This is a genomic window from Sulfuritalea hydrogenivorans sk43H (assembly GCF_000828635.1).
GTDB lineage: Bacteria > Pseudomonadota > Gammaproteobacteria > Burkholderiales > Rhodocyclaceae > Sulfuritalea > Sulfuritalea hydrogenivorans.
The window spans coordinates 1428007-1443780 of sequence record NZ_AP012547.1; the positions used below are offsets into that span (position 1 = coordinate 1428007).

A 15774-nucleotide genomic window follows, 5' to 3' on the forward strand; every position below is an offset into this window, starting at 1 on the left:
GCCACGCGTTCGTTCGCGCGGCGGCTTTTTTATGTCCGGCAACGGCCTGATATAAGATGCGAGTTCAAGTTTCACTCATTGGCCCGACGCACGAATGGATGACTCCGAACTGATCGAACAGACTGTTTCCAGCGAGCCGGTTTTCGACGGCAAGCTGCTGCACGTGCGGCGCGACACGGTGCGCATGCCGGACGGCCACGAGACCATCCGCGAGTGGATCGCCCATCCCGGCGCGGTGGTGGTCATCGCCGCGCTGGACAATGGCAAGTTCCTGTTCGAGCGCCAGTTCCGTTATCCGCTGCAAAGGATATTCGTCGAACTCCCGGCCGGGAAGATCGATCCCGACGAGCATCCGCTGGATACCGCCAAGCGCGAGCTGCGCGAGGAAACCGGGCACCAGGCAAAGTTCTGGCGGCATCTGGGCACCATGCATCCCTGCATCGGCTATTCCGACGAGCGCATCGAGATTTTCTGGGCCCATGGCCTGATCTACGTCGGCCACCAGCGCGACCACGGCGAGCATCTCGACGTCATCGAAATGAGCGTGGCCGATGCGATCCTGGCGGTGCGCGACGGCGAGATCACCGACGGCAAGACCATTTCCGCCCTGATGTGGGCCGACAAGATCGACTCCGGCGCATGGCCGCTTCCCGAGTGAACATCATGAACGGTCCCGACGACAGCACGCCCCAGGAGCATCTCGACCTCGATCCTTCCGGCAGCTACACGCTGGAGGCGCTGCATGTCCTCGGCGAGATTTCCAGCAATCTTGCCGACGAAGACGACCTCGACGAACTGCTGGGCCGCTTCCTCGGCACCATGATTCGCCTGGCCAAGGCCGACGCCGGCGTGGTGCGGGTGCTGACCAGCGACGGCCAGCATTTGCGCATGGTTGCGTCGCGCGGCCTGCCGCCGGCGGTGGTCGAGAAGGAGCGCCTCGTCTCGCGCGATTGCGGTCAGTGCGGCATCGCCATCGGCCAGAATCGCCCCTTGTTCGAGATCGACCTCAAGGGCTGCGCCGAGCGAACGGGAGGCGATTTCTTCAAGAGCGGCTGCCAGGCGATGGTGGTCGTGCCGCTGTCCAATGCAGGACGGCTGCTCGGCACCTACAACCTGTTCCTGCCCGAAGCCTTCGAGCTGCCGGAAGAAGTGGCGCTGCTGTTCCGCTCGATCGGCGAGCACCTCGGCATGGCGCTGGAAAACGCGCGCCTCAAGCGCGAAAACCTGCGCATCGTGCTGACCAGCGAACGGCAGATGATGGCCGCCGAAATCCACGACTCGCTGGCGCAGACCCTGGCCTACATGAAGATGCGCATGGCGATGCTCAACGACGCCATTGCCGAGCAGTCGCTGGAGCGCACCGCCAAGTATGCCGGCGACGTCGGCCAGGCGCTGGACGACGCCTACGGGCATTTGCGCGAACTGCTGGTGCAGTTTCGCAGCCGCATGGATCCGATGGGCCTGCAGCACGCCCTGCAAGGCCTGGCCTGCGGTTTCCAGGAACGCACCGGCATCGCCCTGCGCTACGAAAACAAGCTTACCGACCTGCGCCTGGCGCCGGAAGCGGAAAGCCAGGTATTCCATATCCTGCAGGAAGCGCTGGCCAATGTCGCCCGTCATTCCGGCGCCACCGAGGCCAGCATGACGCTGGAGGCGGCGGGCGACTACTACAATGCAACGATCGAAGACAACGGCCGCGGCGGGCAGGGTTTCCTGGCCATTGCCAATCGCGTCGGCGGCTTCGAGGAACATCCTGGCCTGCGCGATCATTTCGGCCTGGCGATCATGCGCGAGCGGGCGGAGAAGATCGGCGGCCATCTCGAAGTCGCCAATCTGGTTCAGGGTGGTTTTCGCGTCAGACTCAGTTTTCCGCCTGGAGGAGGCGTCTCGGGATGAACATGGAAGCCACCGATCCGATCCGCGTGTTGCTGGTCGACGACCACACCCTGTTTCGCAAGGGCCTTGCCGAACTGCTTGAGCAGCGCGGCACCATCACCGTCGCCGGCATCGCCGGCAATGGCGACGACGCCCTGCGCATACTGGCCGAGACGCGGCCCGACGTCATCATCAGCGACCTCAACATGCCGCCCAATGGCGGCCTCAGCATGTTGCGCCAGCTGGTGGCCGACGGCTGGACCGGCCCGGTGCTGATCCTCACCGTCAGCGATGCCGAGGAAGACCTTGCCGCCGCCATGCAGGCCGGGGCCAAGGGCTACCTGCTGAAGGACATGGAACCGGAAGACGTGGTCGATGCCGTGCAGCGCGCGGTGCGCGGCGAAACCGTGGTCGCCCCGGCGATGACGCTGAAGCTGGTCAACCTGCTGCAAGGCGGCAATGCCGCGTCGACCAAGGCCGACACCCTGAAGCTGCTGACGGCGCGCGAACGCGAGATACTCCAGCAGTTGTCGCAAGGCCTGTCGAACAAGGCGATTGCCCGCGTGCTCGATATCAGCCACGATACCGTCAAGCTCCACGTCAAGCACATCCTGGCCAAGCTCAACCTCACCTCGCGCGTCGAGGCCGCCGTATTTGCCGTCGAGCAAAAGGCCGCCGAGCTGGGCCGACGCGGCTCCTGATCAGGCAGCCTCGCACATCGCCTTGAGCAGCGCGTCGGGAGGCTGCGCGCCGGAAGCTGCCAGCTTGTTGTTGAAAATGAAGAAGGGCACGCCGCCGATGCCCAGGCGCCGCGCCTCCGCGTCGCCGGCGCGCACCGCCTCCGCATCTTCGTCGCTATCGAGGTAGCTTCGAACCGCCGCTTCATCCATCCCGCATTCGCCGGCCACCGCCGCCAGCACGGCGCGGTCGCCGACGTGGCGGCCGTGGAGGAACTGCGCGGCGAACAGGGCTTCGATCAGCGCCGGGGTCACCGTACCGTCGGCGCCGTCCGCAAGGGATACCGTCTTCGGCCTTGCCGTAGACATAACTCCCGTGTCGTACTTCTGCGCGTAATGGATCAGCCGGTGCGCGTTGAGCGTGTTGGCGCGCAGCTCGATCTTCTCGAAGGCGAACTCGATGCCGGCGCCGCGTCCCGCCGCGCTGACGCGCTGCCAGAGTTCTTCCAACTGCTTCGGGCCGCCGAATTTTTTCTCCAGGAAGGGCCGGTAGGGCTCGCCCGCTTCCGGCGTGTCCGGGTTGAGGAAGAAGGGCCGCCATGTCACCGTCGCCACGCCGGCGGGCTGCTCCGCGCGCCACAGTTCCAGCGCGCGGTCGAGATGGCGCTTGCCGATGAAGCACCACGGACAGACCACGTCGGAGACCACATCGACGGTCAGCTTCATGGCTGCACGTCCAGCACGATCTTGCCGATATGCCGGCTCGATTCCATCAGGCGATGAGCCTCCGCCGCCCGTGCCAGCGGGAAGCGGGCGAACAGGTGCGGCAGCAGTTCGCCACGCGCCAGCGCCGGCCAGATGTTCATCGCCAGCGCGTCGCGGATTTCGGTCTTCTCGGCCTGGGTGCGCGGCCGCATGGTCGAGCCGGTGATCGTCAGGCGTTTCAGCATCACCGGCATCAGGTCCGCCTCGCCCTTGCTGCCTTCGAGGAAGGCCACATACACCAGCCGCCCGTCGCGCCGCAGCGAGGCCAGGTTGCGCTGCAGGTAGGGCGCGCCGACCATGTCGAGGATCACATCCACGCCGGTGCCCTCGGTGATGCGTTTCACCTCCTCGGCGAAATCTGCCGTGCGGTAGTTGATCGCGTGCGCCGCGCCGGCGCCGAGGCAGAAGGCCGCCTTTTCTTCATTGCCGACCGTGACGAAGCACTCGACGCCGAGGTGCTTCGCCAGCTGGATCGCCACCAGCCCGATGCCGCTGGAACCGCCATGCACCAGCAACCGCTCGCCGGGCGCGAGGCGCCCCAGGTCGACCAGGTTGGCCCATACCGTGAACCAGGTTTCCGGCAGCGCCGCCGCCATGGCGAAATCCATCCCCGCCGGAATCGGCAGCGCATGGCTCGCCGCCGCCACGCAGTACTCGGCGTAGCCCCCGCCCGGCGCCAGCGCCGTAACGCCAGCGCCGACTTTCCATTCCGTCACGCCCGCGCCCAGCGCCGCGACGCGGCCCGCGACCTCCAGCCCGAGCACCGGCGAAGCATCCGCCGGCGGCGGATAGCGGCCCGAGCGTTGCAGCACGTCGGGGCGGTTCACGCCGGCGCAGACCACCTCGATCAGGATCTGGCCGGGGCCGGGCGTTGGCGCCGGGCCATCGGCGAGCGTCATGCAGTCGGCGTCGCCGCCGCTGCCGTGGGCGATGTATTTCATGTCGGGGTGCTCCGTCGGGGAAACGATTGCGAGTCTAGCAGCCCGTCAAGCGGACTGGGCACGGCGCGCTCGCCGCTGTTGAGGGCGTGGCAGTAAATCATGGTGGTGGAAACATCGGAATGGCCCAGCAACTCCTGCACGCTGCGGATGTCGCAACCGCTCTCGAGCAAATGCGTGGCGAAGGAATGGCGCAGCGTATGCACCGACACCAGCTTGGTCAGCCCGGCATCTTGCGCCGCCTTCTTGACGGCACGCTGGATGCGCTTCGCGCAGACGTGTTGGCGGCGCAGCCTGCCCGATTGCGGGTCGACCGACAGGCCCGCCGCCGGGAACACATACTGCCAGCCGAAGCCGTAAGGCAGCCGCGGATGGGCAAGTGCCATGTCGTCGGGCAGGCACGCGTCACCGCGCCCGGCCACGCGGTCCGCCTCGTGCAGGGCCCTGACGCGGGCAAGCTGCGCGTGCAGCGCCACGGCCAATCGGGCTGGCACCATCGTCACGCGGTCCTTGCCGCCCTTGCCGCCACGCACCACGATCTCGCGCCGAGTCAGGCACAGATCCTTGACACGCAGTTGCAGGCATTCCAGCAGACGCATGCCCGAGCCATAGAGCAGGCGCAGGATCAGCTGGCATTCGCTGTCGGCGACCCGGCCGAGCAGGGCGGCCGTTTCCGCCTGTGTCAGCACGGTCGGCAAGCGCGACGGCTGCTTTGCCCGCGTCACCGCGTCGAGCCAGGGAAGCTCGACCGCGAGCACTTCGCGATAAAGAAACAGCAAGGCGCTCAAGGCTTGCGCCTGGGTCGATGCGGCAACCCTTCGTTCCACCGCCAGCGAGGTCAGAAAGGCTTCCACCTGTGGCTTGCCCATGCCGGCCGGGTGGCGCTTGCCATGGAACATGATATAGCGTCTAATCCATCCCAGATATGCCGTTTCGGTGCGCGGGCTGTAGTGTTTGACGCGCAACCGGCCCCGCACCCGGTCAAGCAGGCGCGGCGACGCGGCAGACTCATCCGCAACACAGGAGTTATTGGACACCATGGACGACCCCCGGCGAATAACTGTAAATATAACCAGTATGCTAGCACGGGGTGCCAGCATATTGGACAGTCCAATATGTTGTTTACAGTCAATCCTGTCGCCGACATTACGTTGGGCGTCAAATTCGCCGCGCCACCATTTGCCAAAGGAATTGCTATGACACCCGCTGAGCGACTTGAGGAAATTTTCGCAAAGCTTTCCTCTGACCAAAGCGTAGAACCTCTGACCGTTCGCCAGTTCATTAGCTGGTTTGGTGCGGAGCGGCGTGGGTACATGGTGGCATGGCGTATTAGCCGAGCCTTGGAAAGAGCCAAGCTAATCACCGTACCCGATTTCAATGGCGTCCACATTGATTCAAGAATTCGCTTCGCGCTGAAGCTGCCACCCGTGGTAGAAGCTGCCACAGGTCAGACCATTCAGGCCGATCAGCCGCTCGAAGAAGCCACCCTCGATGCACAATTGACTGAGTCTTCACCCCTTATCGTTGGCGCGTCCGCCGACCCTGCGTTTCGAGTTGGACGATTGGGCTCTGCAAACATTAAGCCGCTGAGTGTGGCCCCGGATTGCAGCCTAGCGGAAGCAGTGACCCTGATGCTTAGGCACGACTATTCCCAATTACCCGTAATGACCAACGAACGTGATGTAAAGGGAATCGTCAGTTGGGAAAGCGTAGGTTCTCGGCTTGCCCTGCGGAAGCAGCCAATCAGCGCAGTCCGAGAGTGCATGAAGGAACATTTCGAGGTTCTGTCCACGGACTCGCTTTTTCGAGTCATCGGGCACATCATCGAACACTCCTACGTTCTTGTGCGCGGTGATGACAAAACGATCACAGGCATTGTCACTACGGCCGATCTTAGTGCTCAATTTCAACAACTCTCCGAACCATTCCTGTTGCTCTCTGAAATCGAAAATCATGTCCGTCTAGTAATTGACGGAAAGTTCACCGCAGAGGAACTGGCCTCCGCCAAAGATACGGCAGACCCTGAGAGAGTCATAGAAAGCGTGGCCGATCTCACTCTTGGCGAGTACATTCGTCTGCTTGAGAACCCGGCTAACTGGGGAAAGACGGGGCTCACGGTGGATCGGAAGGTATTCATCCGGGAGCTTGATAATGTGCGGCGAATTCGCAACGACGTGATGCACTTCGATCCGGACGGTATTACGCCAGAAGATCATCAGCTACTTCGCCACTTTTTGCAGTTCATGCACGAGCTTCGTGAAATCGCGGGCAAGCTATGACGTTGACGCCCAACCCGGCGGTGCAGGGGACGCTGCGCGATAAAGCGTCGCGCAGCGCCCCTGACCTTGAACGTTGGGCCTCTCAATACATCTCACTCACGCCGAAGGAATAGCCGTGGCAAATCTTCTGTACGTAGATAACTCGAACGTTTGGATTGAAGGCATGCACGTCGCAGCCGCTCAGCACGGACTTGCGCCCGATGTCTGGACTGCCGTTCAACAAAAAATCTGCGACTACAGCTGGAAAATTGATTTTGGAAAATTGTTTCAGTTCGCAGGCGGTGATCGCGCTGGGGTAAGGAAGGCCGGACTGTTTGGATCTCGTCCGCCTAAGAATGATTCTCTTTGGACGGCAGCGGAAAAGAATGGCTTTGAAGTCATCGTCTACGACCGCAACGTCGCCGGTCACGAAAAGAAGATTGATACCGACATCGTGGCAACAATGATGGAAGATTCCTACGAAATCCTAAAGGTAGGGGAGGACGAAATCACCTTGGTGTCAGGCGACTCCGACTACGTTCCTGCCATCGAGAAGCTCAAGAAGCGAGGCATTCCTGTGCATGTGGTTTTCTGGGGTCACGCGGCACGCGAACTGAAGGATGCTGCGACAAAGTTCGTAAATCTTGACCAATACCTTGACCACTTGGCGCGGTAAATCCGCGCGACCAATCAACTCGAAGGGGGGCACTATGTTCAAGGATTTTGAGACAACGAAAACACATCTGATTGAGCTTGCGGAAATCATCAACAAGTTCAAATCAGAGGCAGTTCAATTGCGGCTTGTCGAGCTCTTGTTCAATAGCGCTGGCACCGCGACAACTTCGCCCGTCACTCCGGAATCGGCACCTTCCTCCGCAAGGAGTAAGCCCAAACGCAAACCTCGCGCAAAGTCGGCTCAGGCAGGCCAAAAGGACGATAGCGGGGTCACGAAGAAAAAAGCCTCAAGTGGCGGCGGTGCCGTTGCGACGTTGGTGAAAATCTTTGAGGAAGGCTACTTCAAACAACCCCGAAGCATCGGTGACATTTGCACCCACTGCGAGATCAATCTGGCACGCCGGATAAAACCCAACGAAATCTCCGGAAAGCTTGGGCGAATGGTACGTAGCCGTGAGCTTTCACGCACGAAGAATTCCGACAATCAATACGTATATTCAAACGCTTGAATAAATGCTGAACCAAGCACTCAACGGCATTCCAGCTTCAATTCGGAAGCACATCGTAACTTCCTACTTGGAACTGAAAGCCAACCTTTCAGAATCACGCCACGATGCCGCTGGACTTAGCGCGGGAAAACTTTGCGAGGCTGGAATACGTCTCTTGCAAGAGCGTACGTTTGGTCAACACACGCCGTTCGGGAAGAAGATTGCGAATTTCGCAGACGAGTGCCGCCGGATAGTTACAAGCTCTGCTGCAACTGCAATCACTGACTCCGAAAAAGTCGTTTTGCCTCGCGCTTTGCTATTCCTTTACACAATGCGGAATACAAGAGGAATCGGGCACATTGGCGGTGACGTCGATCCAAATGCAATTGATGCTGCACTAATTGGCAAGACTGCCGATTGGATAGTCTGCGAACTAATCCGCATTCACCACCACCTCTCTCTTGAAGAGGCACAGGACATTGTCGATGCGCTGGCAATTCGGCAACTTCCAGATGTTTGGGAGGTCGCCGGCAAACGGCGCGTTTTGAGGGACGGCCTCATTGCAAGAGACCAAGCGCTTCTACTTCTCTACTCAGCTCAAGAAGGGGTAGTAATGACCGAGGACTTGATCGCTTGGATCGAATACTCAAACCCTGGCGTTTTCAAGTCGAAGGTACTGTCAAAACTTCATAGTGACCGTTTCGTCGAATGGGATCGGGAAACTGACAGTGTCACTTTGTCGCCTAAGGGAGCCAAGTATGTCGAAGAAAGCCTGCTAGCGGCCCAACCCATCATTCCACCGGGCGCTTCGCGATGAAGCCGCGCAGCGCCGGTGAATTCAAACGTTGGGGGCTTTAGGAAACCGCCATGCGCGAGTCGTGCCTTTGCTGTGCGAAGAAGCAAAAAACTGAGCTCCCACGCGTCTGCCCAGAGTGCGGTCACGTGTTCCAAGGAAATGGCTGGGACGGCATCGACGCACATTGGCGCTCAAAGCACGAGTCGCTAATGCCCTATCGCGAATTCTGGGAAGGTTTGTGTTCGTCTCATCGAGGTAACAAATGAGCAATCCCAAGGTTGAGGCAGTTGCACGAGTTCTCGCTGAATGGAATCCCCTTGGTGACGCCGCGAAGAAAGTCACAGACCTCGATGGCTACCGCGTCGAAGCGGCAGACATTGTCTTTGGGCTGAAGGTACGGGGCGATTCAGTTAAACCTGAGAAGCATGTGATGGACGTTCTAAATCAAGCGTTCGGGCTCGGGCTTGACCTTCAAAGTTGCGTTGGCCCAGCCAAGAAAATCTCTGCTGTTCTCGCCAAGAAGGACTAGGGAAACACTGAATAAGGTACAAACACTGTGAACGATCTCATCGTCATTGGGTCAGACAAAGAGTGTTGATCACAAGGGATAGAACGATGAAACAAATGACGCTGGCGGCGACACGAGGATTCGAGAAGCACAACCGTGCGACGCGCAAGGCGGAGTTTCTGGCGCGGATGGATCGCCTGATGCCGTGGGCCGAGTTCTGCGCCGTGATTGAACCGCATTACCCGAAGGCCGGGAATGGCCGGCCACCGGTGGGACTGGAGCGCATGCTGCGGATGTACTGCGTCGCCAACTGGTTCAACCTGGCCGACGAAGCCTGTGAAGACGCCCTCTACGATGTCCCCGTGTTTCGTGAGTTCTGCCGCATCGACCTGGGCCGGGAACGGGTGCCAGACGCCACGACCCTGCTGCACTTTCGGCATCTTCTGGAACGTCACGATCTGGGAGCCGCCATGTTCGCCAAGATCGGCGAATTGCTGCTGGCCAACGGCATGAAGCTCTCCGGCGGCACGATTGTCGATGCCACCCTGATTGCCGCGCCGCCCTCGACCAAGAACCAGGAGAAGAGCCGCGACCCGGAGATGCACCAGACCAAGAAGGGCAACGAGTGGCACTTCGGCATGAAGCTGCACATCGGCACGGACAGCCAGAGCGGACTGGTCCATAGCGCCAGCGTCACGGCCGCCAACGTTCATGACAGCCACCAAGTGCCGAACCTGCTGCATGGTGCGGAAACTCGCTTCTACGGCGACAGCGCCTATCGGGGCCAAGAGCAGCGTAAGCGGCTGAAGGTCATCGCGCCGAAGGCGAAGGACTTCACCAACAAGCGCGCCTATCGGAACAACCCGCTGACGGACGCCGACAAGGAAACCAACCGCCGCAAGTCCAGCGTGCGATCCAAGGTCGAGCACCCGTTCCTGACCGTGAAGCGCCTGTGGGGCTTTGCCAAGGTTCGCTATCGCGGTCTGGCAAAGAACGCCAATCGCGCCTTTGCCATGCTGGCGATGCTCAACGTCAGCAAGTGGGCACGACCATTGACGGGAGAGGTGCGTCCGGCATGAGCAAGACAAGGGAGAATTCCCCCTTATCCGCTCCCGAATGGGCCAAGCACCCCATGAATATGGCATTTCCGTCACAGTTTCGTCTCTATTTCAGCCCGTCGCCGTTTTTTGCGGTGGCTTGTTCAGCATTTCCCTAGCTGTGCCATCCCGCCCCCAACCCATCCATCAACACGGACGCTGCGCGATAAAGCCGCGTAGCGCCGGTTAGCTTGAACGTTCGGCGTCTTGTAATCTGTAACGCCTCGGGTTACGATAGCGCATGATCCTGAGTTTCAAACACAAGGGCTTGGCCCGCTTTTTCGAGCACGGTTCCAAGTCGGGTATCCAGGCTCAACACGCGGAGCGGCTACGGCTCATACTCGGTCGGCTGCATGTCGCAACGGCCGCCCGGGACATGGACTTGGCCGGCTTGCGCCTCCACGCGCTAAAGGGCGAGCGCAAGGGCGTCTGGTCGGTGTGGGTGAGCGGCAACTGGCGGGTCGCGTTTCAGTTCGTCGGAAGAGACGCCGAACTGGTGGACTACGAGGACTATCACTGAGGTACTGCTATGCGTATGCACAACCCCCCTCATCCGGGTGAAATCATCAAGTCTTTGTGCTTGGAGCCTGTGGGTCTTACGGTTACCGAGGCTGCGAAAGGTTTGGGCGTAAGCCGCAAAACCCTTTCGGCAATCCTCAACGGGCGCTCGGGCATCAGTCCCGAAATGGCGATACGCCTATCCATCGCCTTCAACACCAGCGCCGAGAGTTGGCTGAGCCAGCAAGTGCAATACGACCTGTGGCACGCCGAGCAAGGGCGCAAAGCACTCAAGGTCATCAAGCTTGCCGCCTAAGACGCCGAACCCGTCGTTCCAGGGGACGCGCCGCGATGAAGCCGCGCAGCGCTGGTCACCTCTACGTTCGACCCCACAAGGCATTCCCACTTCACCGGCACCTATGCATGCTTGACGTTATGCACGGCATACGTTAATATTTGTACATGCCGATCAAGAGCTTCAAATGCAAAGACACACACGCGCTATTTCTTGGTCAGCGGGTTCGCCGCTGGGTAAACATTGAGCGGCCTGCCTTGCGTAAGCTTGAGCAGCTTGACTGGTCTATGGTGCTGGAAGATTTGCGTATTCCCCCTGGAAATCAACTCGAGGCGTTAAACGGAAATCGCAAGGGGCAATACAGCATTCGCATCAACGATCAATGGCGCGTGTGCTTCGTTTGGACTGCGGAAGGCCCGAAAAACGTGGAGATCGTTGATTACCACTGAAGGAGTTTTGACATGCGTACTGTTCCACCTGTGTCTCCCGGCGAAATGCTGGATGAAGAGTTCTTGAAGCCGCTTGGCTTGACCAAATACCGCTTGGCCAAGGATATTGGCGTACCCCCGCAACGAATCGGAGACATCGTTGCGGGCAAGCGGGCCATTACCGCAGACACGGATCTACGCCTGTGCCGGTACTTTGGGCTCAGCGATGGATGGTGGCTTCGGGGACAGGCCAACTACGACACCGCGATTGCACGCGAAAGCATGGGTGAAGTTCTTTCGCGTATTTCCCGTTGTCAGTTGTTGGCTGCCTAAACGCAGCCCGTGCGGCAGGCGGGGTCGAACCCTGCGTTTCAGGGGTCGCTGCGCGATGAAGGCGCGTACCGCCCCTGAGCTTGAACGTTGAAGCTGTAGAAAATCCCCTTTCGAGCCGCAAAATCTCCTCCGACTGGCGCTATCCGCAGCGCGCCAGTTGTCATTTCACCTTACGAATGTTTGAATCGCCGTGCCGTCAGCGCCGACTGTTGCCTTCAGGCTGCTGTTCGTTTCCGAAGAACAAGGGTTGACGGGCCGGCATCGGATTTGTTGCCGGGCCAGCGCAAGCGTCCGCGGCCGGGCAGCAAGGTCGGCGCTTGCCGGCGTGCGTCCTACCAGGGGATACCGTCACTGCGAGACATAAGGGGAACCCCGGCAAACAGAATCCGACACGGCGTAACATGCCGCTTCATGTCCGCTGACGCTCTTCCATCTTCTCCACCGATCGACCTGCTGGTCATCGGCGGCGGCATCAATGGCGCCGGGATCGCGCGCGATGCGGCGGGGCGCGGCTTCTCGGTGGCGCTGGTCGAGCGCGGCGACCTGGCCGGGGCGACCTCGTCGGCTTCCTCGAAGCTGGTGCATGGCGGGCTGCGCTATCTCGAACAGTTCGAATTCCGCCTCGTCGCCGAGGCGCTGGCGGAACGGGAAACCCTGCTGCGCATGGCGCCGCACCTGGTCTGGCCGGCGCGCTTCATCATGCCCCACGTGCCCTGGCTGCGGCCGCGCTGGATGATCCGCGCCGGGCTGTTCCTCTACGACCATCTCGGCGGGCATCACGCCGATGCCTTGCTGCCGGGCTCGGCCTCGGTGCGGCTGGATCGGCCGCCTTACGATGCCGGCTTGCAGGCGCGCTATCGCCACGGCTTCATCTACTCGGATTGCCGCACCGACGATGCGCGGCTGGTGATCGCCAATGCGCGCGATGCACAGCGGCTCGGCGCGCGCATCCTGCCGCGCACCGAACTGGTCGCGGCGCGGCGTGTCGACGGGTTCTGGCAGGCGCGGTTCGGCAATGGCGAAACGCTGCGGGCGCGGGCCATCGCCAATGTCGCCGGGCCGTGGGTCAAGGACGTATTGAACCAGCGCCTCGGCGTACCCTCGACCGATTCGGTGCGGCTGGTGCGGGGCAGCCACCTGGTGCTGCCCCGGCTCTACGCGGGCGAGCACGCCTTCATCCTGCAGAACGACGACCGCCGCGTGGTGTTCATGATTCCCTGGGAGGGGCGCTTCACGCTGCTCGGCACCACCGACGTGGTGGAAACCGGCGATCCGCTGCATCCGCAGGCCACGGCGGAGGAGGCGGCCTACCTGTGCGCCGCCGCCGGGCGCTACCTGCGGCAGGCGCCGCGGCCGCAGGATGCGGTGTGGCGCTACGCCGGGGTGCGCCCGCTGTACGACGACGGCTCGGGTGATCCCTCGGCGATCACGCGCGACTACACGCTGCGCCTGGACGGCGACGGGCAGGCGCCGGTGCTGTCGGTGTTCGGCGGCAAGCTGACCACCTATCGCCGGCTGGCCGAGCAGGTGGTCGACAAGCTGGCGGCGACGCTCGGCGCGCGGCGGCCGGCGTGGACGGAAGCTTCGACCCTGCCCGGCGGCGCGATGCCGGCGAGCGGGCTCGACGACTTTGTCCGGCGCGAGATTGCACCGCGCTATCCCTGGCTGGCGGAGGCGCAACGCGATGCGCTGGCGCGCCGGCACGGCAGCGAGCTGCCCGATCTGCTGGGCGCTGCGCGCGGGCCGGACGATCTGGGCGAGGACTTCGGCGGTGGCCTGTGTGAGCGCGAACTGGAATGGATGCTGGCCCGCGAGTGGGCGCATTCCGCCGACGACATCCTCTGGCGCCGCAGCAAATGCGGCCTGCACATGACGCCGGAGCAGCGCGAGCGGGTAGGGCGGTGGCTGGGTGAGTAGGGCCGATGCGGCGATTGCAAGAGTCGGCGCCGGCTCGCTCTGCGTACCTGGAATTCCGCTTCGCGGGCAGGCAACGGCGGGTGGCGCCGGAGCGGTTTGACGCCACGCCCGGAACCCACTAGATTTAGTGCCGACGCAATCCGAATCGGCCCGACATGAGCACCGGCAACACCCGCACCGCCCACCTCGATACCTTTGCCCGCGACCACCTGCCGCCGGCGGAGCTGCAACCGGAGTTCCTGTTCGAGCTGCCGCATCTGCGCTACCCGGAGCGCATCAACTGCGCGGCGGAGCTGCTCGATCGCGCGGTGAACGAACACGATTGGGGCGAGCGCATGGCGATTTACAGCGCGGCGGGCAACTTCAGCTATCGCCAACTGCTGGAATCCGCCAACCGCATCGCCCGCGTGCTGGTCGAGGACATGGGGCTGATCCCCGGCAATCGCGTGCTGCTGCGTTCCGCCAACAACCCGATGCTGGCGGCCTGCTGGTTCGCCGTGATCAAGGCCGGCGGCATCGTCGTCACCACCATGCCGCTGCTGCGCGCCAAGGAGCTCACCGACGTGATCGTCAAGGCGCGGATATCGCATGCGCTGTGCGACGCCCGGCTCGCCGAGGAGCTGGAGATCGCGCGCGGCGCCTGTCCGACGCTGACCAGCCTCAGCTACTACAACGGCGACGCGGGCGTGCCCGGCCTGGATCGCCTGGAGCCGCGCATGGCGGCCAAGCCCGCCAGCTTCGACAACATCGATACCGCGCGCGATGACATCTGCCTGATCGCGTTTACCTCGGGCACCACCGGCAAGCCCAAGGGCACGATGCATTTCCATCGCGACGTGATGGCGATCTGCGACTGCTTTCCGCGCTCCACGCTCAAGCTCGAAGGCGACGACATCGTCTGCGGCACGCCGCCGCTGGCCTTCACCTTCGGCCTCGGCGGCATGCTGCTGTTTCCGTTGCGGCTGGGTGGATCGGCGGTGCTGGTGGAAAGGCTGACGCCGGACCTGCTGCTGCGGACGGTGCAGGACAGCAAGGTCACGGTGCTGTTCACCGCGCCGACCTTCTATCGCATGATGGCCGGTCAGGTGGGCCAGTTCGACACTTCCAGCCTGCGCAAGTGCGTCTCGGCCGGCGAGGCGCTGCCGGTCGCTACCCGCAAGTTGTGGCAGGAGGCCACCGGGATTTGCATCATCGACGGCATCGGCGCCACAGAGATGCTGCACATTTTCATTTCGCATACCGAGGATGACGTCCGGCCCGGGGCCACCGGCCGGCCGATCCCCGGTTACCGCGCCTGCATCCTCGACAATGAAGGCAATCCGCTGCCGGCGGGCAGCGTCGGCCGCCTGGCGGTGAAGGGCCCCACCGGCTGCCGCTATCTCGACGACCCCCGCCAGGAGGCGTATGTCAGCGATGGCTGGAACCTGACCGGCGACGCCTACCTGATGGATGCCGATGGCTATTTCTTCTACCAGTCACGCACCGACGACATGATCGTCTCCGCCGGCTACAACATCGGCGGGCCGGAAGTCGAAGACTGCCTGCTGGCGCATCCGGCGGTGGCCGAGTGCGGCGTGGTCGGCGTGCCGGACGCGGAACGCGGCCAGGTGGTCAAGGCCTTCGTTGCGCTCAAGGCCGGCTACAACCCCGATGCGGCGATGGCCAAGGCCTTGCAGGAGCACGTGAAGAACCATCTGGCGCCCTACAAGTATCCGCGCCTGATCGAGTTCCGCTCCGCCATGCCGCGCACCGAAACCGGCAAGCTGCAGCGCTTCAGGCTGCGCGACTAGCCGCCGGGCTTGAAAGGATATCGACATGATCGAAGGAGGCTGCCTGTGCGGAGGAATCCGCTACCAGTATGACGGCGAGATCGAGGAGATTTCGCTCTGCCATTGCTCGCAGTGCCGCAAGGCGCAGGGCTCGGCTTTCGCCGCGGTGAGCCCGCTCGATTCGGCCCGCTTCAGGATCATTGCGGGCGCCGCGCTGCTCAGGGAATACCGGTCCTCGCCGGGCAAGGTGCGGGCCTTCTGCGCCAACTGCGGCAGCCCGATCTACAGCGCAAAGGACGATGTGCCGGAAGTGAAGCGCCTGCGCATCGGGACCGTGGACACGCCTTTTGCGTGCGACAACATTTTCCACATCTTCGTCGATTCGAAGGCGTCGTGGTTCGATATCGCCGATAGGCATCCCCGCTTTGCCGAACGCAAGCGCTGACCGATGAAACCT

The 15774-nt window shown here is 62.2% G+C and carries 19 protein-coding genes; 16 read left to right on the plus strand and 3 right to left on the minus strand.

Features of this window, described 5'->3' with window-relative positions; translation table 11 throughout:
- The first annotated feature begins 94 nt into the window (after window positions 1-94).
- Genes SUTH_RS06910 through SUTH_RS06920 form a run of 3 tightly spaced genes read left to right on the plus strand, consistent with a single transcriptional unit; the run spans window position 95 to window position 2576 of the window.
- Window positions 95-658, plus strand: a complete 564-nt coding sequence (locus SUTH_RS06910; RefSeq protein ID WP_041098147.1) for an NUDIX domain-containing protein — start codon at window positions 95-97, stop codon at window positions 656-658.
- A 5-nt stretch (window positions 659-663) separates the two neighbouring features.
- Entirely contained in the window at window positions 664-1896 is a 1233-nt protein-coding gene (locus tag SUTH_RS06915; protein ID WP_052473826.1) for a GAF domain-containing sensor histidine kinase, read from the plus strand.
- Window positions 1893-2576 (plus strand): response regulator, encoded by a 684-nt coding sequence (locus SUTH_RS06920; RefSeq protein WP_148312871.1) that lies wholly within the window; start codon window positions 1893-1895, stop codon window positions 2574-2576. Before SUTH_RS06915 ends, SUTH_RS06920 begins: the two co-directional genes overlap by 4 nt.
- On the opposite strand, the gene SUTH_RS06925 is transcribed toward SUTH_RS06920, so the two are convergent.
- From SUTH_RS06925 to SUTH_RS06935, 3 genes are read right to left on the minus strand one after another with little or no spacing between them, the layout of a single operon-like run.
- A complete protein-coding gene (locus SUTH_RS06925; protein WP_041098149.1) occupies window positions 2577-3278 on the minus strand; it encodes a DsbA family oxidoreductase in 702 nt (233 codons plus the stop codon).
- Window positions 3275-4258, minus strand: a complete 984-nt coding sequence (locus SUTH_RS06930; RefSeq protein ID WP_041098151.1) for an NAD(P)H-quinone oxidoreductase — start codon at window positions 4256-4258, stop codon at window positions 3275-3277. The genes SUTH_RS06925 and SUTH_RS06930 overlap by 4 nt, the downstream gene beginning before the upstream one ends.
- Window positions 4255-5295, minus strand: a complete 1041-nt coding sequence (locus tag SUTH_RS06935) for an integron integrase (protein WP_052473381.1) — start codon at window positions 5293-5295, stop codon at window positions 4255-4257. The genes SUTH_RS06930 and SUTH_RS06935 overlap by 4 nt, the downstream gene beginning before the upstream one ends.
- A 75-nt stretch (window positions 5296-5370) precedes the next feature.
- On the opposite strand from SUTH_RS06935, the gene SUTH_RS06940 reads away from it, so the two are divergent.
- From SUTH_RS06940 to SUTH_RS07000, 13 genes are all read left to right on the plus strand, one after another.
- Window positions 5371-6534 carry a CBS domain-containing protein gene (locus SUTH_RS06940; protein ID WP_197539659.1) on the plus strand — a complete coding sequence of 388 codons (1164 nt, stop codon included), beginning with the start codon at window positions 5371-5373 and terminating at the stop codon, window positions 6532-6534.
- A gap of 115 nt (window positions 6535-6649) precedes the next feature.
- On the plus strand, window positions 6650-7189 hold the full coding sequence (locus SUTH_RS06945) for an NYN domain-containing protein (protein WP_041098153.1): 540 nt from the start codon (window positions 6650-6652) through the stop codon (window positions 7187-7189).
- Between the two features lie 34 nt (window positions 7190-7223).
- Entirely contained in the window at window positions 7224-7697 is a 474-nt protein-coding gene (locus SUTH_RS06950) for a hypothetical protein (RefSeq protein WP_041098155.1), read from the plus strand.
- A gap of 4 nt (window positions 7698-7701) precedes the next feature.
- The gene (locus SUTH_RS06955) at window positions 7702-8493 is read left to right on the plus strand and encodes a hypothetical protein (RefSeq protein WP_052473383.1); all 792 of its coding nucleotides are present in this window, start codon (window positions 7702-7704) and stop codon (window positions 8491-8493) included.
- A 241-nt stretch (window positions 8494-8734) separates the two neighbouring features.
- On the plus strand, window positions 8735-9001 hold the full coding sequence (locus SUTH_RS06960; RefSeq protein ID WP_041098157.1) for a hypothetical protein: 267 nt from the start codon (window positions 8735-8737) through the stop codon (window positions 8999-9001).
- Between the two features lie 86 nt (window positions 9002-9087).
- A complete protein-coding gene (locus SUTH_RS06965; RefSeq protein ID WP_041098159.1) occupies window positions 9088-10059 on the plus strand; it encodes an IS5 family transposase in 972 nt (323 codons plus the stop codon).
- 259 nt (window positions 10060-10318) lie between these two features.
- Complete coding sequence (locus SUTH_RS06970; protein ID WP_041098161.1) at window positions 10319-10597, plus strand: type II toxin-antitoxin system RelE/ParE family toxin; 279 nt, start codon at window positions 10319-10321, stop codon at window positions 10595-10597.
- A gap of 9 nt (window positions 10598-10606) precedes the next feature.
- Complete coding sequence (locus SUTH_RS06975; RefSeq protein ID WP_041098163.1) at window positions 10607-10891, plus strand: HigA family addiction module antitoxin; 285 nt, start codon at window positions 10607-10609, stop codon at window positions 10889-10891.
- Window positions 10892-11037: 146 nt separating this feature from the next.
- On the plus strand, window positions 11038-11319 hold the full coding sequence (locus tag SUTH_RS06980; RefSeq protein WP_041098165.1) for a type II toxin-antitoxin system RelE/ParE family toxin: 282 nt from the start codon (window positions 11038-11040) through the stop codon (window positions 11317-11319).
- Between the two features lie 12 nt (window positions 11320-11331).
- Entirely contained in the window at window positions 11332-11631 is a 300-nt protein-coding gene (locus tag SUTH_RS06985; protein WP_041098167.1) for a HigA family addiction module antitoxin, read from the plus strand.
- Window positions 11632-12042: 411 nt separating this feature from the next.
- Entirely contained in the window at window positions 12043-13548 is a 1506-nt protein-coding gene (gene glpD / locus SUTH_RS06990) for a glycerol-3-phosphate dehydrogenase (protein WP_041098169.1), read from the plus strand.
- 155 nt (window positions 13549-13703) lie between these two features.
- The gene (locus SUTH_RS06995; protein ID WP_041098171.1) at window positions 13704-15338 is read left to right on the plus strand and encodes an AMP-binding protein; all 1635 of its coding nucleotides are present in this window, start codon (window positions 13704-13706) and stop codon (window positions 15336-15338) included.
- A gap of 25 nt (window positions 15339-15363) precedes the next feature.
- Window positions 15364-15762 carry a GFA family protein gene (locus tag SUTH_RS07000; RefSeq protein ID WP_041098173.1) on the plus strand — a complete coding sequence of 133 codons (399 nt, stop codon included), beginning with the start codon at window positions 15364-15366 and terminating at the stop codon, window positions 15760-15762.
- Window positions 15763-15774: the final 12 nt, after the last annotated feature.